20 protein-coding genes, 1 tRNA gene and 1 riboswitch are annotated in these 17,704 nt (G+C 69.8%); of the genes, 15 read left to right on the forward strand and 6 right to left on the reverse strand.

Going from position 1 to position 17,704, the window contains the following annotated elements; translation table 11 throughout:
• Positions 1-101 precede the first annotated feature (101 nt).
• The 4 genes from DEJ19_RS16235 to DEJ19_RS16250 all read left to right on the forward strand — a co-directional run bounded on the left by DEJ19_RS16235 (position 102) and on the right by DEJ19_RS16250 (position 1,752).
• Positions 102-263 carry a hypothetical protein gene (locus DEJ19_RS16235; protein ID WP_017888098.1) on the forward strand — a complete coding sequence of 54 codons (162 nt, stop codon included), beginning with the start codon at positions 102-104 and terminating at the stop codon, positions 261-263.
• A gap of 53 nt (positions 264-316) precedes the next feature.
• Positions 317-389, forward strand: a tRNA-Lys gene (locus tag DEJ19_RS16240).
• A 29-nt stretch (positions 390-418) separates the two neighbouring features.
• Positions 419-1,255 carry an SGNH/GDSL hydrolase family protein gene (locus DEJ19_RS16245; protein WP_181441579.1) on the forward strand — a complete coding sequence of 279 codons (837 nt, stop codon included), beginning with the start codon at positions 419-421 and terminating at the stop codon, positions 1,253-1,255.
• A gap of 176 nt (positions 1,256-1,431) precedes the next feature.
• Complete coding sequence (locus DEJ19_RS16250; RefSeq protein WP_111095624.1) at positions 1,432-1,752, forward strand: hypothetical protein; 321 nt, start codon at positions 1,432-1,434, stop codon at positions 1,750-1,752.
• Positions 1,753-1,839: 87 nt separating this feature from the next.
• Here DEJ19_RS16250 and DEJ19_RS16255 read toward each other — a convergent pair whose 3' ends face one another.
• On the reverse strand, positions 1,840-2,772 hold the full coding sequence (locus DEJ19_RS16255) for an aldose 1-epimerase family protein (RefSeq protein ID WP_111233712.1): 933 nt from the start codon (positions 2,770-2,772) through the stop codon (positions 1,840-1,842).
• A complete protein-coding gene (locus tag DEJ19_RS16260; protein WP_111233711.1) occupies positions 2,769-3,623 on the reverse strand; it encodes a DeoR/GlpR family DNA-binding transcription regulator in 855 nt (284 codons plus the stop codon). The genes DEJ19_RS16255 and DEJ19_RS16260 overlap by 4 nt, the downstream gene beginning before the upstream one ends.
• Before the next feature lie 64 nt (positions 3,624-3,687).
• On the opposite strand from DEJ19_RS16260, the gene galT reads away from it, so the two are divergent.
• The 3 genes from galT to DEJ19_RS16275 are packed head-to-tail and all read left to right on the forward strand — an operon-like array spanning position 3,688 to position 7,660.
• Positions 3,688-4,785 (forward strand): galactose-1-phosphate uridylyltransferase, encoded by a 1,098-nt coding sequence (gene galT, locus DEJ19_RS16265; protein WP_027466639.1) that lies wholly within the window; start codon positions 3,688-3,690, stop codon positions 4,783-4,785.
• Positions 4,782-5,921: a galactokinase gene (gene galK, locus DEJ19_RS16270; protein ID WP_111233710.1), complete on the forward strand. Its 1,140-nt coding sequence runs from the start codon at positions 4,782-4,784 to the stop codon at positions 5,919-5,921. Before galT ends, galK begins: the two co-directional genes overlap by 4 nt.
• 59 nt (positions 5,922-5,980) lie before the next feature.
• A complete protein-coding gene (locus DEJ19_RS16275; protein WP_111233709.1) occupies positions 5,981-7,660 on the forward strand; it encodes a DUF262 domain-containing protein in 1,680 nt (559 codons plus the stop codon).
• Between the two features lie 340 nt (positions 7,661-8,000).
• Here the strand turns inward: DEJ19_RS16275 and DEJ19_RS16280 are convergent, their stop codons facing one another.
• The 3 genes from DEJ19_RS16280 to glyA all read right to left on the reverse strand — a co-directional run bounded on the left by DEJ19_RS16280 (position 8,001) and on the right by glyA (position 10,784).
• Positions 8,001-8,450 (reverse strand): hypothetical protein, encoded by a 450-nt coding sequence (locus DEJ19_RS16280; protein WP_111233708.1) that lies wholly within the window; start codon positions 8,448-8,450, stop codon positions 8,001-8,003.
• A 124-nt stretch (positions 8,451-8,574) separates the two neighbouring features.
• Positions 8,575-9,510, reverse strand: a complete 936-nt coding sequence (locus DEJ19_RS16285) for a tetrahydrofolate dehydrogenase/cyclohydrolase catalytic domain-containing protein (RefSeq protein WP_111233707.1) — start codon at positions 9,508-9,510, stop codon at positions 8,575-8,577.
• The gene (gene glyA / locus DEJ19_RS16290; RefSeq protein ID WP_111233732.1) at positions 9,507-10,784 is read right to left on the reverse strand and encodes a serine hydroxymethyltransferase; all 1,278 of its coding nucleotides are present in this window, start codon (positions 10,782-10,784) and stop codon (positions 9,507-9,509) included. Before glyA ends, DEJ19_RS16285 begins: the two co-directional genes overlap by 4 nt.
• Positions 10,785-10,880: 96 nt before the next feature.
• Positions 10,881-10,965: riboswitch (ZMP/ZTP riboswitch) on the reverse strand.
• A gap of 38 nt (positions 10,966-11,003) precedes the next feature.
• On the opposite strand from glyA, the gene clpS reads away from it, so the two are divergent.
• On the forward strand, positions 11,004-11,309 hold the full coding sequence (gene clpS / locus DEJ19_RS16295; RefSeq protein ID WP_071404706.1) for an ATP-dependent Clp protease adapter ClpS: 306 nt from the start codon (positions 11,004-11,006) through the stop codon (positions 11,307-11,309).
• Positions 11,306-11,779: a DUF2017 family protein gene (locus tag DEJ19_RS16300; RefSeq protein ID WP_071404705.1), complete on the forward strand. Its 474-nt coding sequence runs from the start codon at positions 11,306-11,308 to the stop codon at positions 11,777-11,779. The genes clpS and DEJ19_RS16300 overlap by 4 nt, the downstream gene beginning before the upstream one ends.
• 43 nt (positions 11,780-11,822) lie before the next feature.
• On the opposite strand, the gene DEJ19_RS16305 is transcribed toward DEJ19_RS16300, so the two are convergent.
• The gene (locus tag DEJ19_RS16305) at positions 11,823-12,695 is read right to left on the reverse strand and encodes an NAD(P)H-binding protein (RefSeq protein ID WP_111233706.1); all 873 of its coding nucleotides are present in this window, start codon (positions 12,693-12,695) and stop codon (positions 11,823-11,825) included.
• A 75-nt stretch (positions 12,696-12,770) separates the two neighbouring features.
• On the opposite strand from DEJ19_RS16305, the gene DEJ19_RS16310 reads away from it, so the two are divergent.
• The 6 genes from DEJ19_RS16310 to nagA all read left to right on the forward strand — a co-directional run bounded on the left by DEJ19_RS16310 (position 12,771) and on the right by nagA (position 17,695).
• Positions 12,771-13,226 carry a MarR family winged helix-turn-helix transcriptional regulator gene (locus DEJ19_RS16310; protein WP_111233705.1) on the forward strand — a complete coding sequence of 152 codons (456 nt, stop codon included), beginning with the start codon at positions 12,771-12,773 and terminating at the stop codon, positions 13,224-13,226.
• A 56-nt stretch (positions 13,227-13,282) separates the two neighbouring features.
• The gene (locus DEJ19_RS16315) at positions 13,283-13,717 is read left to right on the forward strand and encodes a MarR family winged helix-turn-helix transcriptional regulator (RefSeq protein ID WP_071404703.1); all 435 of its coding nucleotides are present in this window, start codon (positions 13,283-13,285) and stop codon (positions 13,715-13,717) included.
• 109 nt (positions 13,718-13,826) lie between these two features.
• The gene (locus DEJ19_RS16320; RefSeq protein ID WP_111233704.1) at positions 13,827-15,164 is read left to right on the forward strand and encodes an MFS transporter; all 1,338 of its coding nucleotides are present in this window, start codon (positions 13,827-13,829) and stop codon (positions 15,162-15,164) included.
• A gap of 91 nt (positions 15,165-15,255) precedes the next feature.
• Positions 15,256-16,116, forward strand: a complete 861-nt coding sequence (purU, locus tag DEJ19_RS16325) for a formyltetrahydrofolate deformylase (RefSeq protein WP_110861849.1) — start codon at positions 15,256-15,258, stop codon at positions 16,114-16,116.
• An 8-nt stretch (positions 16,117-16,124) separates the two neighbouring features.
• The gene (locus tag DEJ19_RS16330; RefSeq protein ID WP_084740750.1) at positions 16,125-16,532 is read left to right on the forward strand and encodes a YrdB family protein; all 408 of its coding nucleotides are present in this window, start codon (positions 16,125-16,127) and stop codon (positions 16,530-16,532) included.
• A complete protein-coding gene (nagA, locus tag DEJ19_RS16335) occupies positions 16,529-17,695 on the forward strand; it encodes an N-acetylglucosamine-6-phosphate deacetylase (protein ID WP_111233703.1) in 1,167 nt (388 codons plus the stop codon). The genes DEJ19_RS16330 and nagA overlap by 4 nt, the downstream gene beginning before the upstream one ends.
• Positions 17,696-17,704 lie beyond the last annotated feature (9 nt).

The raw sequence follows: 17,704 nt of genomic DNA on the forward strand, positions 1-17,704 counted from the left end.
CACGCCCGCGTCACGTTCGCCCAGAACGCAACCGCTGCGCCACGCGTACCGTGTTGCGGCAGGGAGGCGCTCCTCCCTGCACGTGAAGGAGAGGACCATCCATGAACGCCCTGCTCATCATCCTGGCTGTGATCGCAGTCATCCTGCTGTTCGTCGGCGGTTTCGCTGCGAGCCTCAAGTTCCTGCTCTACGTCGGCATCGTGCTGCTGATCATCGCGGTCATCGCGTGGCTGCTGCGGACGCTCACCGGACGCCGGGGCTGACCCGGTCAGACGGTTCCGTCCCGGAGGCCCTCACCCGCTAGCCTTGCGGGTGAGGGCCTCTAGCTCAGTTGGTAGAGCACCGGACTTTTAATCCGAGGGTCGTGGGTTCGAGCCCCACGGGGCCCACCCACTAGCTCCTGTCTAGAATGTCCTCGATGGGCCGACGATCGCAGCGCGAGCGGCCGGGCACCCCCACCGGCCCGGCGACGATGCGCCGACGCCGCCGGAAGCTGGTGCCGTCACTCGCCCTCGGCGCGATGGCACTCGGGGTCTCCGGACTCCTGCTGATCTTGCCGAGCGTCTCGAGTGCCTGCCAGCCGGTGTCCTCGTCGACCTCGGCCTCGGCCGTCGCTGCCCCCGGCGTCTCGGCCGACCGCGTCGCCGCGGCGATCGAGCCCGGGTCGCGCGTCCTGATCGTGGGCGACTCGTACACCTCGGGTCGGGGCTCGGCCAGCGGACTCCGCGGTTGGGCGCAGGACCTCAGCGAGGACCGTGGGTGGACGGCCAAGATCGACGGGTACCCGGGCACGGGCTACGTCGACACCGGTCGGACCGGTTCGTCGCACTACACGTACGGGCCACGCCTCGAGCGGCACGCTGCGTTCGACCCCCAGCTCGTGATCGTGCAGGGAAGCCAGAACGACTGGCTCGTCGACTCGGACACCCTCCGCACCACGGTGGAGCGGACCCTCCGCACGGCGCAGCAGACCTGGCCGGACGCCGTCGTCGTCGCGCTCGGCCCGTCAGCACCGCTCCCGTGGGCGAACTCGACCGTCGGTGTCGCCGCGTCGGTCTCCGCGGGTGCCGCCGCCGCCGGTGTCCCGTACATCGACGCCCTCGCCGGCAGGTGGTTCACGTCGAGCAACAGCCCGGGGTACTCCGCCGTCGACGGCGGCCACCCGAACGACGCCGGCTACCAGTACCTGGCGGACCGCGTCAGCGAGTCCCTCGACGCCCTCGGCGCACCCGTCGGCAGCGCCCGCTGCGTCTGAGGGACGCCGTCTGCTCCTGAACGGGGTACAACCCGTCCCCAGCGGGCTCATGGGAGATCCCCTGCCCACCACAGCCCACCCTCAGCGGATTGTTGGGCTGCCGCCGATAGTGTCGTTCCCGGATCCGATCACCGGATCCTGCAGCACAGCACCACCACGAACGAACGGGGTACACCGTGATCGAGCCCATCGAAGCCACGCAGACCAGCACCACCGGTGACGCGCGCCGCATCGTCGAGCTCGCAGCAGCGACCAACACGACGATGAGCAACGAGCTCCTGCTCGACACGCTCCGCCGCAACGCCCAGGTCACGACCCGCCGCATCCGCAAGGACTTCATCGAGGTCGCGACGGCCACCGCCGTGCTCGGCTACGTCTGCCGGCAGCGCAAGGACTTCATCGCGCTCCGTGGCGACGACCCGGCGTGGGCGCACGAGGTCGGCCGGTACGCGACCGAGTCCCTCGCGGTCGAGGCACTCCGGATGCGCCGCGGCTGACGCCCGGCGTCCGACACGAACACAGAAGGCCCCGCCGGACACCCGGCGGGGCCTTCTTCGTGTCAGCGGTGGCGCCGACCGGACTCCTCAGGACCAGACGCGGCGGATCCCCCACGAACCGGTCCAGGTCTCGTCCGGCTCGAGCCAGCGCAGGCCCTCGCCCGAGTTCAGGGCGTTCGCGGGCGCCGTCATCGGTTCGACCGCGACCGCCAAGCCCTTCCCGTGGCCCCGCGGGTACTCGCGCGAGGTGAAGACCTGCACGTAGGGGAACGAGGCGTCCTGCCAGAGCTCCACACCGTCGCCCTCGGGGCCGTGCATCGTCGTGCGGCGGATCCCGTCGGCGTCAGGGGTGACGTCCTTGTAGGCGGTGTCGAGGTCCGAGTCCCCGGCACGTCGCCCCTGGCGCAGGTCGGACGGCGTGCCCTCGACCGGCACCGAACCGTTCGGGACCTTCTGCTCGTCGACGGTGAACGCGGTCGCGGCGTCGAGCGTGACGACCAGGTCGTCGGCGGGGGTGTCACCCGCACGCAGGTACGGGTGGGCACCGACGGCGAAGGGTGCGCGGACGCCCGAGCGGTTCGTGACCTCGTGCGTGACGCGGATGCCGTCGTCGACGAGTTCGTGCAGCACGCGCGTCTCGAGGGTGAAGGGCCACCCGTGCTGCGGGTGGATCGTCGCTTCCTGCTGGATCGACGTCTCGGTCTGCGAGACCACCCGGTACGGGGCGAACCGGAGCAGTCCGTGCGAGGCGTTGCCGTACTTCGGCTCCGAGACGTCGAGCTGCTGCCGCTTGCCGTCGAGCTCCCACACACCACCGGCGACGCGGTTCGGCCAGGGCGCCAGGACGATGCCGTTCGCCCCCGGCGGCTGCTCGGTCACGGGGAACGGCTCGGTGATGTCGAAGCCGGCGACGCGGAGTTCGCGGATGCCCGCGGCGACCTCGGTGACCACGGCTTCGACGACCCCGTCGGGTCCGGCGTGGTGGAGGCGGTACTGGCCACCCGTGGGTGCTGCGGTCATGGGGAGTTCTTCCTTCCGGCTGGTTCGGTGTGCTGCTCGCCGTCGGCGACGATCACCTGGGCCCCGGCCGCCCGGATCGTGGCGACCGCGGCGGCGTCGGCCTCGGCGGTGACGACGACGTCGATGTCCTCGAGCGCGCGGACGACCCCGATGTGGGCCCGGCCGAACTTCGACCCGTCCGCGACCACGACCGTACGCCGGGCCGTCGCCGCGAGCATCCGCTTGGCCTCGGTCTCGGGCAGGTTCACGTTCGTCAGGCCGTGGTCGACGTCGAGTCCGGTCCCGCCGAGGAACACGAGGTCCGCGGCGATCATCGGCAGGACCGCCCCGTTGAAGGGGGCGACGAGCGAGTGCTGCAGGGGCCGGAGGGTGCCGCCTGTGACGATCACGGTGAAGCGCGGAACAGCTCGCTCGAGCGCGAGCGCCGTGGTGAGGGAGTTCGTGACGACCGTGACGCCGGTGAGCTCGGTGCGCGCCACGAGGGCTTCGGCGACGGCGGCCGGCGTGGTGCCGACGTCGAGGACGACGCACTCCCCCGGGCGGACCAGCGCAGCGGCCGCACGGCCGATGGCGGCCTTGGCCACCTGGTGCTCGACGGCGGTCTCCTCGAAGGGGCGCTCGGTGGACCCGGCCCCGAGGCGGACCGCGCCTCCGTGCACCCGCCGGATCCGGGCCTCCTGGTCGAGGACGGCGAGGTCCTGGCGGACCGTCACCTCGCTGGTGCCGAGGGACGCGGCCAACACGGCCGTCCGGACCATGCCGGGGGCACCGTCGACGATCGCGACGATGCGGTCCTGCCGCAGGGGCGCGGGCAGCGCGCCGGCGAGGAAGGAGAGGTCGGCGTCCGTCATGTTCACAGTTTCGCTTGCTTCCGATGTCTTTCGCAACGCTTCGGATCGGCGCTAGGCTGTTCCGGTGATCACCAAGCGCGTGACGAAGCTCGCGGACGGCCGCGACCTCTTCTACTTCGACGACGCCGACTCGACGCTGCCCGCAGAACGCAGCATCGACGAGCGCGTGCTCGACCCGCGGCCCGAGACGGCGCGGATGCGGCAGGACGTCCTGACGGGCGAGTGGGTTTCGATCGCGGCGTCCCGGCAGAACCGGGTGTTCCTGCCGCCGGCCGACCAGGATCCGCTCGCACCCCAGAGCCCGGCCAACCCGTCCGAGATCCCGAGCCGCTACGACGTCGCCGTGTTCGAGAACCGATCGCCGTCGTTCGGCCCGCTGCTCGAAGCCGACGACGCCCCCGAGTCGCTCGAGTCCCTGAGCGACGTCGGCCTGAACCGCCAGCTCCGCTCGGTCGGCCGGTGCGAGGTCGTGTGCTTCTCGCCCGAGACCTCCGGGTCCTTCGCCTCCATCTCCGAGTCGCGTGCCCGCACCGTCGTCGAAGCCTGGGCCGACCGCACCGCCGCACTCTCCGCGATGCCGGGCATCCAACAGGTGTTCCCCTTCGAGAACCGGGGCGAGGCGATCGGCGTCACGCTGCACCACCCGCACGGGCAGATCTACTCGTACCCGTACATCACGCCGCGCACCCAGCGCCTGCTCGCGAGCATCGAACGGTTCGGTCCGGACCTGTTCGAGCAGCACCTCGCGAACGAGCGGGGTTCCGAGCGGGTCGTCCTCGCTGGCGAGCACTTCACCGCCTTCGTCCCGTTCGCCGCGCGCTGGCCCATCGAGATCCACATGCTGCCGCACCGCCACGTCCCCGACTTCGCGGGCCTGACCGACGCCGAGAAGGACGAGCTGGCCCACATGCACCTCCGGCTCACCCGCGGGCTCGATGCGCTCTACGGCGACCCGACGCCGTACATCGCCGCGTGGCACCAGGCACCGGTGCACACCGCCCGCGACACCGTGCGGCTGATGCTGCAGATCACCTCGCCGCGACGTGCGGCGGACAAGTTGAAGTTCCTGGCCGGCAGCGAAGCCGCCATGGGCGCCTGGATCGGGGACCTCGTGCCCGAGAAGGCGGCCGAGTTCATCCGACAGGGAGTCGAGCGCGCATGACGTTCCAGCAGGTCTACGGGTACGAGCCGACGGTGCGGTACTCCGCCCCGGGTCGCGTCAACCTGATCGGTGAGCACACCGACTACAACGACGGCTACGTGCTGCCCTTCGCGATCGACCGTCGCACCACCGCCTCCATCGCGCAGCGTGACGACCGGACGATCCGCGTCGCCTCCGCCTTCGACGCCTCGAGCGAGCCGGTGGCGCTGTCCCTCGACGACCTGTCGCCCGAGGCCATGGACGGCTGGTCGGCCTACGTCTTCGGGATCGCCTGGGCCCTGCGCGAGCAGGCCGGCGCCGATCTGGGCGACAAGACCGGGTTCGACGTCTTCATCGAGTCCGACGTGCCGGTCGGTGCGGGCCTGTCGTCCAGTGCCGCGATCGAGTGCGGTGTCGCGCTGGCCTTCAACGACCTGTGGGACCTCGGCCTCGACCGGAAGACCCTGGCGCGCGTCGGGCAGTACTCGGAGAACCACGCCGTCGGTGCCCCCACCGGGATCATGGACCAGTCCGCCTCGCTGCTCGGCGAGCAGGACGCCGTCGTGTTCCTCGACTGCCGCACGCTCGACACCGCCGTCGTCGACCTGGCGCTCGAGGCGAACGGGCTCGAGGTCCTGGTGATCGACACACGCGTCGAGCACGCCCACGCGACCGGTGGCTACGCGGCTCGTCGGGCCTCGTGCGAGAAGGGTGCGCGGGCGCTCGGTGTCGAGGCACTGCGTGACGTCAGCGTCGAGGACCTGCCTCGTGCGCAGGAGCTCCTGGACGACGAGACCTTCCGCCGCGTACGGCACATCGTGACCGAGGACCAGCGCGTCCTCGACACCGTCCGCACGCTGCGCGAACAGGGCCCCCGGGCGATCGGTTCGCTGCTCGTCGCGTCGCACGAGTCGATGCGGGACGACTTCGAGATCTCCGTGCCGGAGCTCGACCTGGCCGTCGCGACGGCGGTCGAGCAGGGTGCCGTCGGTGCGCGCATGACCGGTGGTGGGTTCGGCGGTGCGGCGATCGCGCTGGTCGACCAGGAGTCACGCGGTGCGATCACCGCCGCCGTCACCGCTGCCTTCGCGGACGCCGGGTACCGCGAGCCGAACGTGTTCACGGTGCACGCCGCGCAGGGCGCCCGGCGCGACTGACCGGCAAAGTAGTCGCCCTCGCCGATAATTTATGAGACTCTCTCATTGGAGAGGATCTCATGCCGCGATCGAACATCGATTTCAACCTAGACGGAATCGGCCACCAGCTGAAGGACCGACGTCTAGAGGTTCCGCTATACCAGAGGTCCTACGCGTGGGGATCAGATCAGGTCAGAGATTTCTGCCAGGACTTAGCAAGCGCCTTTAACACCGATCCAAAAGAACACTTCATGGGCACCATAGTCTTGTCGCGCCAAGATGGCGACCGGATGACAGTTATCGACGGCCAGCAACGCTTGGCGACGACAGCTCTGCTTCTCGCAGCGATCCGCGATCATTACGCCAGCCACGGAGAGGACAAGCGAGCAGAGTCTCTCGACAAGTCGTTCCTCACGATATTCGACGACGAGTCTGGCCACGATGAACCGCGACTGACCTTAAACACGGAGGACGACGAGTTCTTCCGTACATTCATCGTGCGCGACTCGGTACAGGTCCGGCCGTCACGCGAGTCCCACGAACTGATCGAAGCTGCTTACCGTCTCCTAGCTGACTTTGTTGCCGGACAAGCCATCGCCGCGGGCAATCAGTGGGTTTCACGCCTCGTCGAGTGGCGCCGGTTCATAGAAGAAGATCTGCGAGTGATCTACGTTGCGGTCCCAACGGAGTCGGACGCGTTCATGATTTTCGAAACTCTCAATGATCGTGGAGCCGAGCTCACGCTCGCCGACCTCCTCAAAAATTACCTATTCAGCAAAGCAAGTACCCAGTCGAATGGACTCGAGCAAGTTCGGGACCGATGGCTCAGAAGTCTTGGCGCTTTGGAGACCAACCAGGAGCTTTTCATCACATTCCTGCGTCAACTCTGGAGTTCTCGAAACGGAATCACGCGAGAAAGGGATCTCTACAAGAGAATCAAGGAAGACGTTACGACTCCGCAGAAAGCTATTGCTTTCTCTGGAGACTTGAAGGAAGGGGCCAAGTTTTATGCGGCCCTTCTATCAAGTTCGCACGATTTCTGGACCGGCTGGGGAACTGGCACGCGGCAGGCCGTGGAGACTCTTGGTCGACTCAACCTCGTTCAGAATCGTCCAATGCTTCTCGCAGTCCTGAAGCATTTCCCAAAGAATGAGGCGAAGCTGACCTTAAGGGCTGCTGCCAGCTGGGGGGTTCGCGGACTGATAGTGGGCGGAATCGGCGGCGGTACCACGGAAAAAGCCTACTGCGACGCCGCAGTTGCAATCCGTAGCGGTGCCGTAAAGACGACGAGCGAACTTGTGACCCAACTATCTGCCATCATTCCCACCGATGCGGAATTCGAAGGAGCGTTCGCGATCACTCGGGTAACGAAGGTTGGACTTTCGCGCTACTACCTGCTGGCTCTCGAGAACGCCTCCCTCGGTACAACACAGCCTGAATATGTGCCAAACTCGAACGAGGAGGAAGTAAATCTCGAGCACGTGCTGCCAAAAAATGCAACCGTAGGCAATTGGCCGAGCTTCCCAGGGGAGCTGCACAAGCAATGGGTGGATCGCCTAGGAAACCACGCGCTTTTGTCGAAGGGGCCGAACGACAAAATTGGAAACAAGTCGTTCGTGGTGAAACAGCCAGTCCTTGCTTCCTCTAAAATGTCACTGACCGCATCTATCGGTGGCGAGACCGCATGGACCGCGAAAGAGATTGAGGCCCGCCAGAGGACGTTAGCGAAGTTGGCCGTGAAGGTTTGGCCGCGCTCGTAACCAGGCTCCGGATTGTAAGATACATGACTGCTCTATCGGGCTTCTTGAGTGTGGGAACTACGACCTAGTTCTGAATACGGACACAGAGGCAGACGATCGGGCATGACGAGATATTCTCGTAGAGTTCGATCGTCTGCTTTTGTTCCGAAACAACAACCATTGCACCGGCCACACTATGCAACTTGCACGCTAACGCCGTGCGTGCGCGCCTGCTTGTCGATCGAATATACTCACGCAGATACCACGACGGAGGTCAGGCTGCACGCAACGATGTGTGCCAGCCACAACTCGCCGCCGCGGCGCTGACCGGCGGGAGGGGTCATCCGGGTGATGTTAGCGGTCAGCCGAGGTAGTCCGCGTACCGGACGTGTTCCACGACGTTCCCGAGCACGAACGGGTGTGCCCGACCGTGCTCCACGGCCCACTCCACCCACGCGGTCTGCGCCGGCATGAGCAGCCAGACCAGGGCGGTGGTCCCGAGCACCGCGGCCAGGGTCAGGCCCATCACGGTGTGCTCGTCGAACCGGGCTGCACCACGGCGGGCGATCGCGACGACGAACCCGGCGACCGCGAACCCCACCGTCGCGAGCGTCCACCCGAACCAGGGGCCCGACGTGAACGTGTACTCCTGGCCGGTGTGCGCGAGTGTCATCGACCAGGTCGACCCCGGAGCCTGGAACAGCACGCAGAGCACCACGATGACGATCAGCCACCGGGCGTCCTTGGTCAGTTGCGACGGCTCGGGCCGGGCTCGCATCACCGGCGTCGTCTGCAGACGTTCTTCCCCCATGCCGCGACCGTAGCACCGGCGGAGTGCACTTCGTGAGCAGCAATGGTCGGGTGCGATGACGCCACCCGACCATTGCTGCTCACCATCGCTACGCGAGCGCCACGCGAGCGCGCAGCCCCCCGCGCTACTTCAGCTGGCGCTCGGCGGCCTCGACGACGTTCTTCATGAGCATCGCGCGGGTCATCGGCCCGACGCCACCGGGGGTGGGCGACAGGAAGCCCGCGACCGACGCGACCGCGGGGTCGACGTCGCCGTGCAGCTTCGCCTTGCCGGTCTCCTCGTTGACCACGCGGGTGATCCCCACGTCGATGACGGCGGCACCGGGCTGGACCCAGTCCGGCCTGACGAGCCCGGCGACCCCGGCCGCGGCGACGATGATGTCGGCGCGACGGCACTCCGCGGCGACGTCGGCGGTCAGCGAGTGTGTCAGGGTCGCGGTCGCCTCGAGCCGCGTGAGCAGCAGGCCGAGCGGCCGTCCGACGGTCAGCCCCTGGCCGATGATCGTGACGTGCGCGCCACGGATCGGGATCTCGTACGCGTCGAGCATCGCGACGATGCCCCGCGGGGTGCACGGCAGCGGTGCGTCGATCGTGCCGGCACCACCGGGCACGGCGAGCACGAGCTCGCCGAGGTTCGTCGGGTGCAGGCCGTCGGCGTCCTTCGACGGGTCCATCAGCTCGAGCATCGGCGTCGGGTCGACGCCCTGCGGCAGCGGGAGCTGCACGATGAACGCGGTGACCCGGGGGTCGTCGTTCATCTGCAGGATCGCGGCCCGGATGTCGGCAGCGGACGCCGTCTCGGGCAGGTCGATGCGGTGCGAGTCGAGCCCGATCGACGCCGAGTCGCGGTGCTTGCCCGCGACGTAGGACATCGAGCCGGGGTTCGAGCCGACCATGATCGTGCCGAGACCCGGACGGATGCCGTGCTCGTGCAGGCGGTCGATCCGGCCCCGGAGTTCGTCGAGCGTCCGGGCGGCGAGGGCCGTGCCGTCGATGCGGACGGCACTCCCTTCACCGGCCCAGAGCTCGCGCGGGAGCGCCGCGCTGACCGAACCGCTCACGCGTAGAGCGGGAACGCGTCGGTCAGGACCTTCACCCGCGCCGAGAGTGCTGCGACGTCCGGGTTCGGCATGAGGGTCAGCGCGATGATGTCGGCCACCTCGGTGAACTCGGCGTCGCCGAATCCGCGGGTGGCCAGCGCCGAGGTGCCGATGCGGACACCCGAGGTGACCATCGGCGGGCGCGGGTCGAACGGCACGGAGTTGCGGTTCACGGTGATGCCGACCTCGTGCAGCAGGTCTTCGGCCTGCTTGCCGTCGACCTCGGACGCGCGCAGGTCGACGAGCACCAGGTGCACGTCGGTGCCGCCGGTGAGCACGTCGATGCCCGCGGCCTTGGCGTCGTCGGCGGTCAGGCGGGCGGCGAGGGCCTGGGCGCCACGGATCGTGCGCTCCTGACGGTCCTTGAACTCCGGGGTGCCGGCGAGCAGGAACGCGGTGGCCTTCGCGGCGATCACGTGCATGAGCGGGCCGCCCTGCTGGCCCGGGAAGACCGCGGAGTTCAGCTTCTTGAACAGGGTCTCGTCGTTCGACAGGATGATGCCCGAGCGGGGGCCGCCGAGGGTCTTGTGGACCGTCGACGAGACGACGTGGGCGTGCGGGACCGGGGACGGGTGCAGCCCGGCGGCGACGAGGCCGGCGAAGTGCGCCATGTCGACCCAGAGTTTCGCACCGACCTCGTCCGCGATCTCGCGGAACTTCGCGAAGTCGAGCTGGCGCGGGTAGGCAGACCACCCGGCGATCAGGACCTTCGGCTGGTGCTCGATGGCCTTCGCGCGGATGTCGTCGTAGTCGACCTCGAACGTCTCGGGGTCGACGCCGTACGCCACGGCGTTGTAGATGCGGCCGGAGAAGTTGAGCTTCATGCCGTGGGTCAGGTGACCACCGTGCGCGAGCTCGAGGCCGAGGATGGTGTCGCCGGCCGAGGCGATGGCGTGCAGAACGGCCGCGTTCGCGGTCGCGCCGGAGTGCGGCTGGACGTTGGCGTACTCGGCACCGAAGAGCGCCTTGGCACGGTCGATGGCGAGCTGCTCGGCGACGTCGACGTACTCGCAGCCGCCGTAGTAGCGCTTGCCCGGGTAGCCCTCGGCGTACTTGTTGGTGAGCACGGAGCCCTGCGACTCGAGCACGGCACGCGGCACGAAGTTCTCGGACGCGATCATCTCGAGGGTGTCGCGCTGGCGGCCGAGCTCCTGCCGCAGGACGGCGGCGATCTCGGGGTCGACCTCGGTGAGCGGGGCGTTGAAGGCGGCGCGTGCGGCGGCCTGCTCGGCCACCTCGGCCGAGTCGGAGACGAACGGGGGCAGATCGGCAATGGACACGGGACTCCTACGGTGTGCGGACGACCAGCTGGTCGCACTCGGACGGTCGGTCGGTGCAGCCCAGGCGTACGGCCGCGCACCGTGTCTTTGTCACTCCCCGATGGTGACCCATCCAACGCCAGTCGCGACCTGACGATCGTACCGAGCCACCGCACCCTGTGTCACCCTGGATGCATGACGCTGCTCTCGCCCGACGTGGACGAACGGACCACCACGGACGAACGGACCAGTGCGCGGGCGGACACCCCGTGGGTGACGGTGGTGTGGGACGACCCGGTGAACCTGATGTCGTACGTCACCTACGTCTTCCAGCGGCACTTCGGGTTCTCACGCGAGCAGGCCGAGCGGCTCATGCACCAGGTCAACGACGACGGCCGGGCGATCGTGGCGACGGGCCCGCGTGAGTCGATGGAGGCCCACGTGCAGTCCATGCACGGCTACGGGCTGCAGGCGACCGTCGACAAGGCTCCCGAAGCGTGATCCCGTTCGTCCGCCGCGCCGACGGCGTCCACCTCGGCCTGTCCTCCGGCGAGCGCGACCTGCTCGCCTCGCTCACCGAGCAGCTGCAGCAGGTGCTCGGCGGTGACCTGTCCACCGACCCGATCAGCGAACGGATGTTCCCGGACGCCTACCCCGGCGACGACGCGGCGAGCGCGGAGTTCCGGAAGTACACGCAGTCCGACCTGCTCACGCAGAAGACGACGAACGCCTCGATCGTGCACGACTGGCTGACGGGCACCCGCGACGGTTCGCTCGACGCCGAGGACGAGCAGGCGTGGCTCCGCACCCTCACCGACCTGCGGCTGACGATCGCCGACCGGCTGGGCATCGAGGACGCCGACGACGAGGAGCGGTCCGTCGAGGCCGACGCGGGCGTCGGCCTGCGCGACGTCTACGACTGGCTCGGCTACGTGCAGGAACACCTGGTCGTCACGCTCACGTCGCGCTGACGGCCCACGGCCTGGAGGCTCGGATCACCTCCGGTGCGGCGGGTCACCCCAGCAGGTCGTCGCGGTGGGCTCGCGCCCAGTCGGTCAGGCTCCGGGGCGCGGTGCCGGTGATGCGCAGGACGTCGTCGCTCATCACGTCGACGCCGTCGAGGCCGCGGCGGACGACCCGGCCGAACTGCTGCCGGAGCCCCTCGGCCTGCCACGCGGGCACGCCGCTCAGGCGCAGCACACCGGCGTAGACCCGGCTCGGCAGGTGCAGGGCGCGCACGGGTCGGCCGAGCCCGGTGGCGAGCGCGGCGGCGACACCCCGCGCGTCGAGCAGATCCGGCCCGGTGAGCACCGGTTCGGTGCCGTCGTGGCCGTCCTCCGTCAGCACCCGGGCGGCGGTCCGGGCGATGTCCTCGGTGTCGATCCAGCCGATCACCCCGCGGCCGGTGGTGTGCGGGAACCACCCCCGTCGGATCGCCGGCGCCGAGGGCTGCACGTTCGTCATGAACGACGAGGGGTGCAGGATCGTCCACGCCAGCCCGCTCTCGCGCACCAGACGGTCGATGTGCCAGGCGGCGCTCGCCCACGACATCGGGGAGTGCTCGGCGGCGTCCCCGCCCGACAGCTGCACGATCCGGCCGATCCCTGCACGCTGCGCCGCACGGACCCCGGTGGTGCCCTGCTCGCGCTGCCGCTGGCTGACCGGCGTCACGAGGAAGAACCGGTCGACCCCCTCGAGCGCCGCGGTGAGCGCGTCCTCGTCGTCCAGGTCGGCCAGACGTCCGTCGATGCCCCGCGCCCGGAGCGCGTCGACCTGTTCGGGCCGTCGGACCACGGCACGCACCGTCACCCCGGCCGCCCGCAGCAGCTCCGCAGTCTTGCCCCCGACGTCCCCGGTCACGCCGGTGACCGCCACGATCTCGCCCATGTCTGCTCCTCGTCCCGCTGACCCGTTCTGGTATCAGTTTCCTGATACCAGAACGTACGCCGGTACGATCGCCCCGTGCCCCAGGAACTCCCAGCCCCGCGCGACGACGTCGACGGCATCGTGGCGTGGACGGTGATCCGGGCCGCGCGGACGCTCTCCCGCCGGCTCGCGGCCGAGCTGGCGCCGCTCGGGTTGACACCCGTGGAGTTCGGGGCGCTCATCCAACTCGCAGCGGCCGGCGAGCTCAGCCAGGCCGACCTGGCGCGGGCGGTCGGCGTCCGACCGCAGAGCATGACGACGCTCGTCGGGGGGCTCTCGACGCGGGGACTCGTGGAGCGGGGTGCCGCACCGGGCCGGGGACGGGCCTCCCGGATGCGACTGACCGACCAGGGCGAGGCGCTGCTGGCAGGCGCCCACCCGATCGTCCGGGCGAGCAACGCGTGGTTCGGCGACGGTGCGGAAGCGATCTCGGCGACCCTGCTCCCGCTGCTCGAGCCGGACGCGGGCGACGACGGGTCCGCCGTTCCCTGAGCGATATCAGAAGGCAAACTTGCAAGGTTGGCTGGTGACGGACTAGCCTCCGGGGCGTGACCGACGCACCGGAGACCGACCCGACCGACCTGGCCGACGCCGTGCTGACGATGCACGGACGACTGCGGCGGTCGTTGCTGGCCTCGAAGTCGGACGACGTCACGGCGTCGCAGACCGCCGCCCTCGGACGCCTGCTGCGGCACGGGCCGGCCACCATCGCCGACCTGGCGCGAGCCGAGGGTGTCCGACCGCAGTCGATGGGCGCGACCGTCCAGGCCCTGGTCGACCTCGGCCTGGCCGAGCGGCAGGCCGACCCGACGGACGGCCGGCGGGCGATCGTCAGCGCGACGGCGGCCGGTCGGGACGCGCGCCAGACCGCCTGGGCCGCGCGGAACCACGAGCTCGCCGAGCGGCTCGCGACCCTGCCCGAGGCGGACCGCCGCGTCGTCGCGCGGGCGATGGACCTGCTCGGCCCGATCGTCGATCCCTGACCCGCACCCCTCGCCCAGTCCTGCAACCGGAAGAAGCGCTCTCACGTCCACCACCACGACCCCCGACACGACCACGGGCAGCGGCTTCGGCCCGAAGCTCCTCATCCCGGTGCTCGTCGGGCCCCTGCTCAACCCGATCAACACCACGATGGTGTCGGTCGCCCTCACCCCGATCTCCCGCGACCTGGGCATCGGTGCGGCGCAGGCGATCTGGCTCGTCGCGGCCCTGTACCTGGCGAGTGCGATCGCGCAGCCCACCATGGGCAAGCTCGCCGACCGGTTCGGCCCGAAGAAGGTGTTCCTGACCGGGCTCGTCATCGTCGGGATCGCCGGGGTGGTGCCCGAGGTGCTGACCGGGTTCGGCGGGGCCGTGTTCGCCCGGGTGCTCATCGGCATCGGGACGTCGTCGGCGTACCCGGCGGCACTCACCATCCTCCGGCAGCACTCCGTCCGGATCGGGAAGCCCACGCCGCCGCTCGTGCTCGGGGCGCTGTCGATCACGTCGCTCGTGTCCGCCGCCGCCGGCCCACCGCTCGGCGGGGCGCTCATCGCCGCGTTCGGCTGGCACGCGATCTTCCTGGTGAACGTGCCGCTCGCGGTGTTCGGCATCGTCGTGGCGACGCTCTGGCTGCCGTCCGACCGGCTGCGTCCACGAGACGACGCCGAGCTGCCGGTGCTGCAGGCGCTCGACCCGCTCGGCATGGTGCTGATGACCGGGACCGTCTCGGCGCTGCTCGTCTTCCTGCTCGACCTGTCCGCCGGGTTGTGGTGGCTGCTCGCGGTGGCCGTCGTGCTGCTCGTTGCCCTGGTGGTGTGGGAGCTGCGGGCCGTGCGACCGTTCGTCGACGTGCGGCTGCTCGCCCGGAACGGCGCGTTGTCGCGCACGTACGGCCGCCTGTTCCTGACGTACCTGCTCGCCTACACGATGACCTACGGGTTCTCGCAGTGGGTGCAGGACGTCGCGGGCTACCCGAGCGACGTCGCCGGGTACATCCAGCTGCCGGCCGCGATCGTCGCCGGGGTGGCCTCGTTCGTGGTCGCACGCAAGACCGCGATCCGCGGGCCGCTCGTCGTCGCCGCACTGGTACCGATCGTCGGCGGTGTGCTCCTGCTCTTCCTGCACACCGGGTCGCCCGTCGTCCTGCTCGCCCTGACCCCGGCGCTGTTCGGGGTGCCGCAGGCCCTGGCGTCGGTGTCGAACCAGGCGGCGCTGTACCGGCTCGTCCCCGCGGAGTACATCGGCACCGCGGCCGGGCTGTCGCGCACCGCGGTGTACATCGGGGCGATCGCGGCATCCTCGCTCATCGGTGGCGTGTTCGGCCAGGCCCCGACGACGCCGGACCTGCACGTGCTGGGGTGGGTGATCCTCGGCGTCGCGGTGCTCCTGACCGTGCTGACCCTGGCCGACCGGCGCCTGCGGGACGCCGACGCCCGCGCCGACGCCTGACGCTTCGTGAGCACAAATGGTCGAGTCGCCGCGGTGCACTCGACCATCCCTGCTCACGAAGCACCTCCCCCGCGGCCGGTACCCTGATCCGGTGACCGACCCGACCCCCACGCACTGGACCCTGACGCTCGTCTGCGACGACCAGCCCGGGATCGTGCACGCCGTCTCCGGAGCGATCGTCGCCGCCCAGGGCAACATCACCGAGTCGCAGCAGTTCTCCAGCGCCGACACGAACACCTTCTTCATGCGCCTGCAGGTGATGGCGCCGGTGGACCGCGCCGCCTTCGAGGCCGCGCTCGCCCCCGTCGCCGCCCGCTACGACGCCCGCGTCCAGCTCGACGTGGTCGGTCGTCCACTGCGCACCCTCGTGCTCGTGTCGAAGGCGGGCCACTGCCTGAACGACCTGCTCTACCGGCAGCGTGGCGGACAGCTGCCGATCGAGGTCCCCCTCGTGCTGTCCAACCACGCAGACCTCTCCGAGCTCGCCGCGTTCTACTCCGTGCCGTTCGAGCACCGCCCGGTCACCGACGCCGAGTCGAAGGAGCAGATGGAGCGGCGTGTGCTGCAGGCGGTGGAGGAGCACGACATCGAGCTCGTCGTCCTCGCCCGCTACATGCAGATCCTGTCGCCCGAACTCTGCGCGGCACTCGAGGGCCGTGCCGTGAACATCCACCACTCGTTCCTGCCCGGCTTCAAGGGCGCGAACCCGTACCGGCAGGCGCATGCCCGCGGGGTGAAGCTCATCGGTGCGACCGCGCACTTCGTGACGAGCGACCTCGACGAGGGCCCGATCATCGAGCAGAACGTCGTCCGCGTCGACCACACCAAGGAACCGGCAGAGCTGGTGTCCATCGGGCAGGACGAGGAGTCCCGCACGCTCACCCAGGCGGTGCGCTGGATCGCGGAGGACCGCGTCCTGCTCGACGGCGCCCGCACCATCATCTTCAAGTAGGCAGCACCATGACCAACGCCCCGCAGTCCCCCGTCGACTGGGAATCGGTCCCCGACCCGGCAGCCGTCCGGCAGCCGCGTCGGCGGTTCGAGGCCTGGATGATCCTGCGGATCGCCGTGATGGTGTTCGGCCTGCTGTCCCTGGCCTTCTGGGGCTACTGGTCGTGGCAGCTCCCGCTCCCCGGCTACCTGTTCATGGTCGGGGCTCCCCTGTTCGCCGCGGTCGTCTGGTACTTCTTCCGATCGCCGCGCTCCCCGATCGAGACGGACATCGTCGGCAAGACCATCGTCGAGGTCGCCCTGGTCGTCGCCGCAGGCGCGACCTGGATCTCAATCGGCCACCCGGTCGTCGGGATCGTCTTCATCGTGATCGCCGCCCTGAGCGGCGTGATCGCATTCCGCAAGGAGACCGCATGAGCACCACGGGCCTCCGGACCGGCCAGGAGGCCCAGCGCACGCTGGTCCGCGCAGCCCGCGTCGTCGACGCGGCCGGCACCACGGCCGACGGCTGGGTCCTGGTCGTCGGCGACACGATCCACGCGACCGGCTCCGGCCCCGAGGCCCCCGTGGCCGACCGGGTCGTCGACCTGGGCGACGCGGTCCTGACGCCCGGCTTCGTGGACCTGCACGGGCACGGTGGGGCGACCGAGGCGTACGAGGACGACACGTTCGACCGTTCGCTCGCGATGCACCGTTCACACGGCACGACCCGCTCCGTCCTGTCGCTCGTCGCAAACCCGGTCCCCGCGCTCGCGGCGTCGCTGGCCCACGTCCGCGCCGTGATGGCGACCGACCCGCTCGTGCTCGGTGTGCACCTGGAGGGGCCGTTCCTGTCCCCGCACAACAAGGGCGCCCACAACGAGTCGTTCCTGATCGAGCCGACCCCCGCCGCGGTCGACGCCCTGCTCGAAGCGGGCGAGGGTGTCATCCGCCAGGTCACGATCGCGCCCGAGCTGCCCGGAGCGCTCGACGCCGTCCGCCGCTTCGTCGACGCCGGCGTCACGGTCGCCGTCGGCCACACGGTCGGCACGTACGACCAGGCGCGGGCCGCGTTCGACGCCGGCGCGACGATCCTGACCCACGCCTGCAACGCGATGCCCGGGCTGCACCACCGCGCTCCGGGGCCGATCGGCGCCGCCGTGTCGGACGACCGCGTGACGCTCGAGCTCATCCTGGACGCCGTGCACGTGCACCCGGTCGTGGCGGACACGCTCTTCCGGGCGACGCCGGGTCGGGTGGCGCTGATCACCGATGCGATGGGTGCCGCCGGCGCTGCGGACGGGTCGTACCGGCTCGGGTCGCTCGACGTCACGGTGACCGACGGCGTCGCACACGTGGCGGGGACGGAGACCATCGCGGGGTCGACGCTGACGCAGGACGTGGCGCTCCGCAACGCGGTCTCGCTCGCCGGGCGGACCCTGCCCGAGGCCGTGGCGGCGCTGACGAGCGTGCCGGCCGGCGCGCTGGGGCTCGGCGACCGTCTGGGTCGGCTGGCGCCGGGGTTCGCCGCCGATCTGGTGGCACTGTCGCCGTCGCTCGAGGTCGAGCGCGTCTGGGGCGGCGGGCGCGAGCTGCGCTGAAGCGCGCAC

The organism is Curtobacterium sp. MCSS17_016 (assembly GCF_003234255.2).
GTDB classification, from domain to species: Bacteria; Actinomycetota; Actinomycetes; order Actinomycetales; family Microbacteriaceae; genus Curtobacterium; species Curtobacterium flaccumfaciens.

Coding starts and splice junctions, on each gene's coding strand:
- DEJ19_RS16255 (WP_111233712.1), bottom strand. CDS start 2,772: ATGACCGCAGCACCCACGGGTGGCCAGTACCGCCTCCACCACGCCGGA.
- DEJ19_RS16330 (WP_084740750.1), top strand. CDS start 16,125: ATGACCAACGCCCCGCAGTCCCCCGTCGACTGGGAATCGGTCCCCGAC.
- DEJ19_RS16275 (WP_111233709.1), top strand. CDS start 5,981: ATGCCGCGATCGAACATCGATTTCAACCTAGACGGAATCGGCCACCAG.
- DEJ19_RS16280 (WP_111233708.1), bottom strand. CDS start 8,450: ATGGGGGAAGAACGTCTGCAGACGACGCCGGTGATGCGAGCCCGGCCC.
- DEJ19_RS16260 (WP_111233711.1), bottom strand. CDS start 3,623: ATGACGGACGCCGACCTCTCCTTCCTCGCCGGCGCGCTGCCCGCGCCC.
- DEJ19_RS16245 (WP_181441579.1), top strand. CDS start 419: ATGGGCCGACGATCGCAGCGCGAGCGGCCGGGCACCCCCACCGGCCCG.
- clpS (WP_071404706.1), top strand. CDS start 11,004: ATGACGCTGCTCTCGCCCGACGTGGACGAACGGACCACCACGGACGAA.
- galK (WP_111233710.1), top strand. CDS start 4,782: ATGACGTTCCAGCAGGTCTACGGGTACGAGCCGACGGTGCGGTACTCC.
- DEJ19_RS16235 (WP_017888098.1), top strand. CDS start 102: ATGAACGCCCTGCTCATCATCCTGGCTGTGATCGCAGTCATCCTGCTG.
- DEJ19_RS16305 (WP_111233706.1), bottom strand. CDS start 12,695: ATGGGCGAGATCGTGGCGGTCACCGGCGTGACCGGGGACGTCGGGGGC.
- nagA (WP_111233703.1), top strand. CDS start 16,529: ATGAGCACCACGGGCCTCCGGACCGGCCAGGAGGCCCAGCGCACGCTG.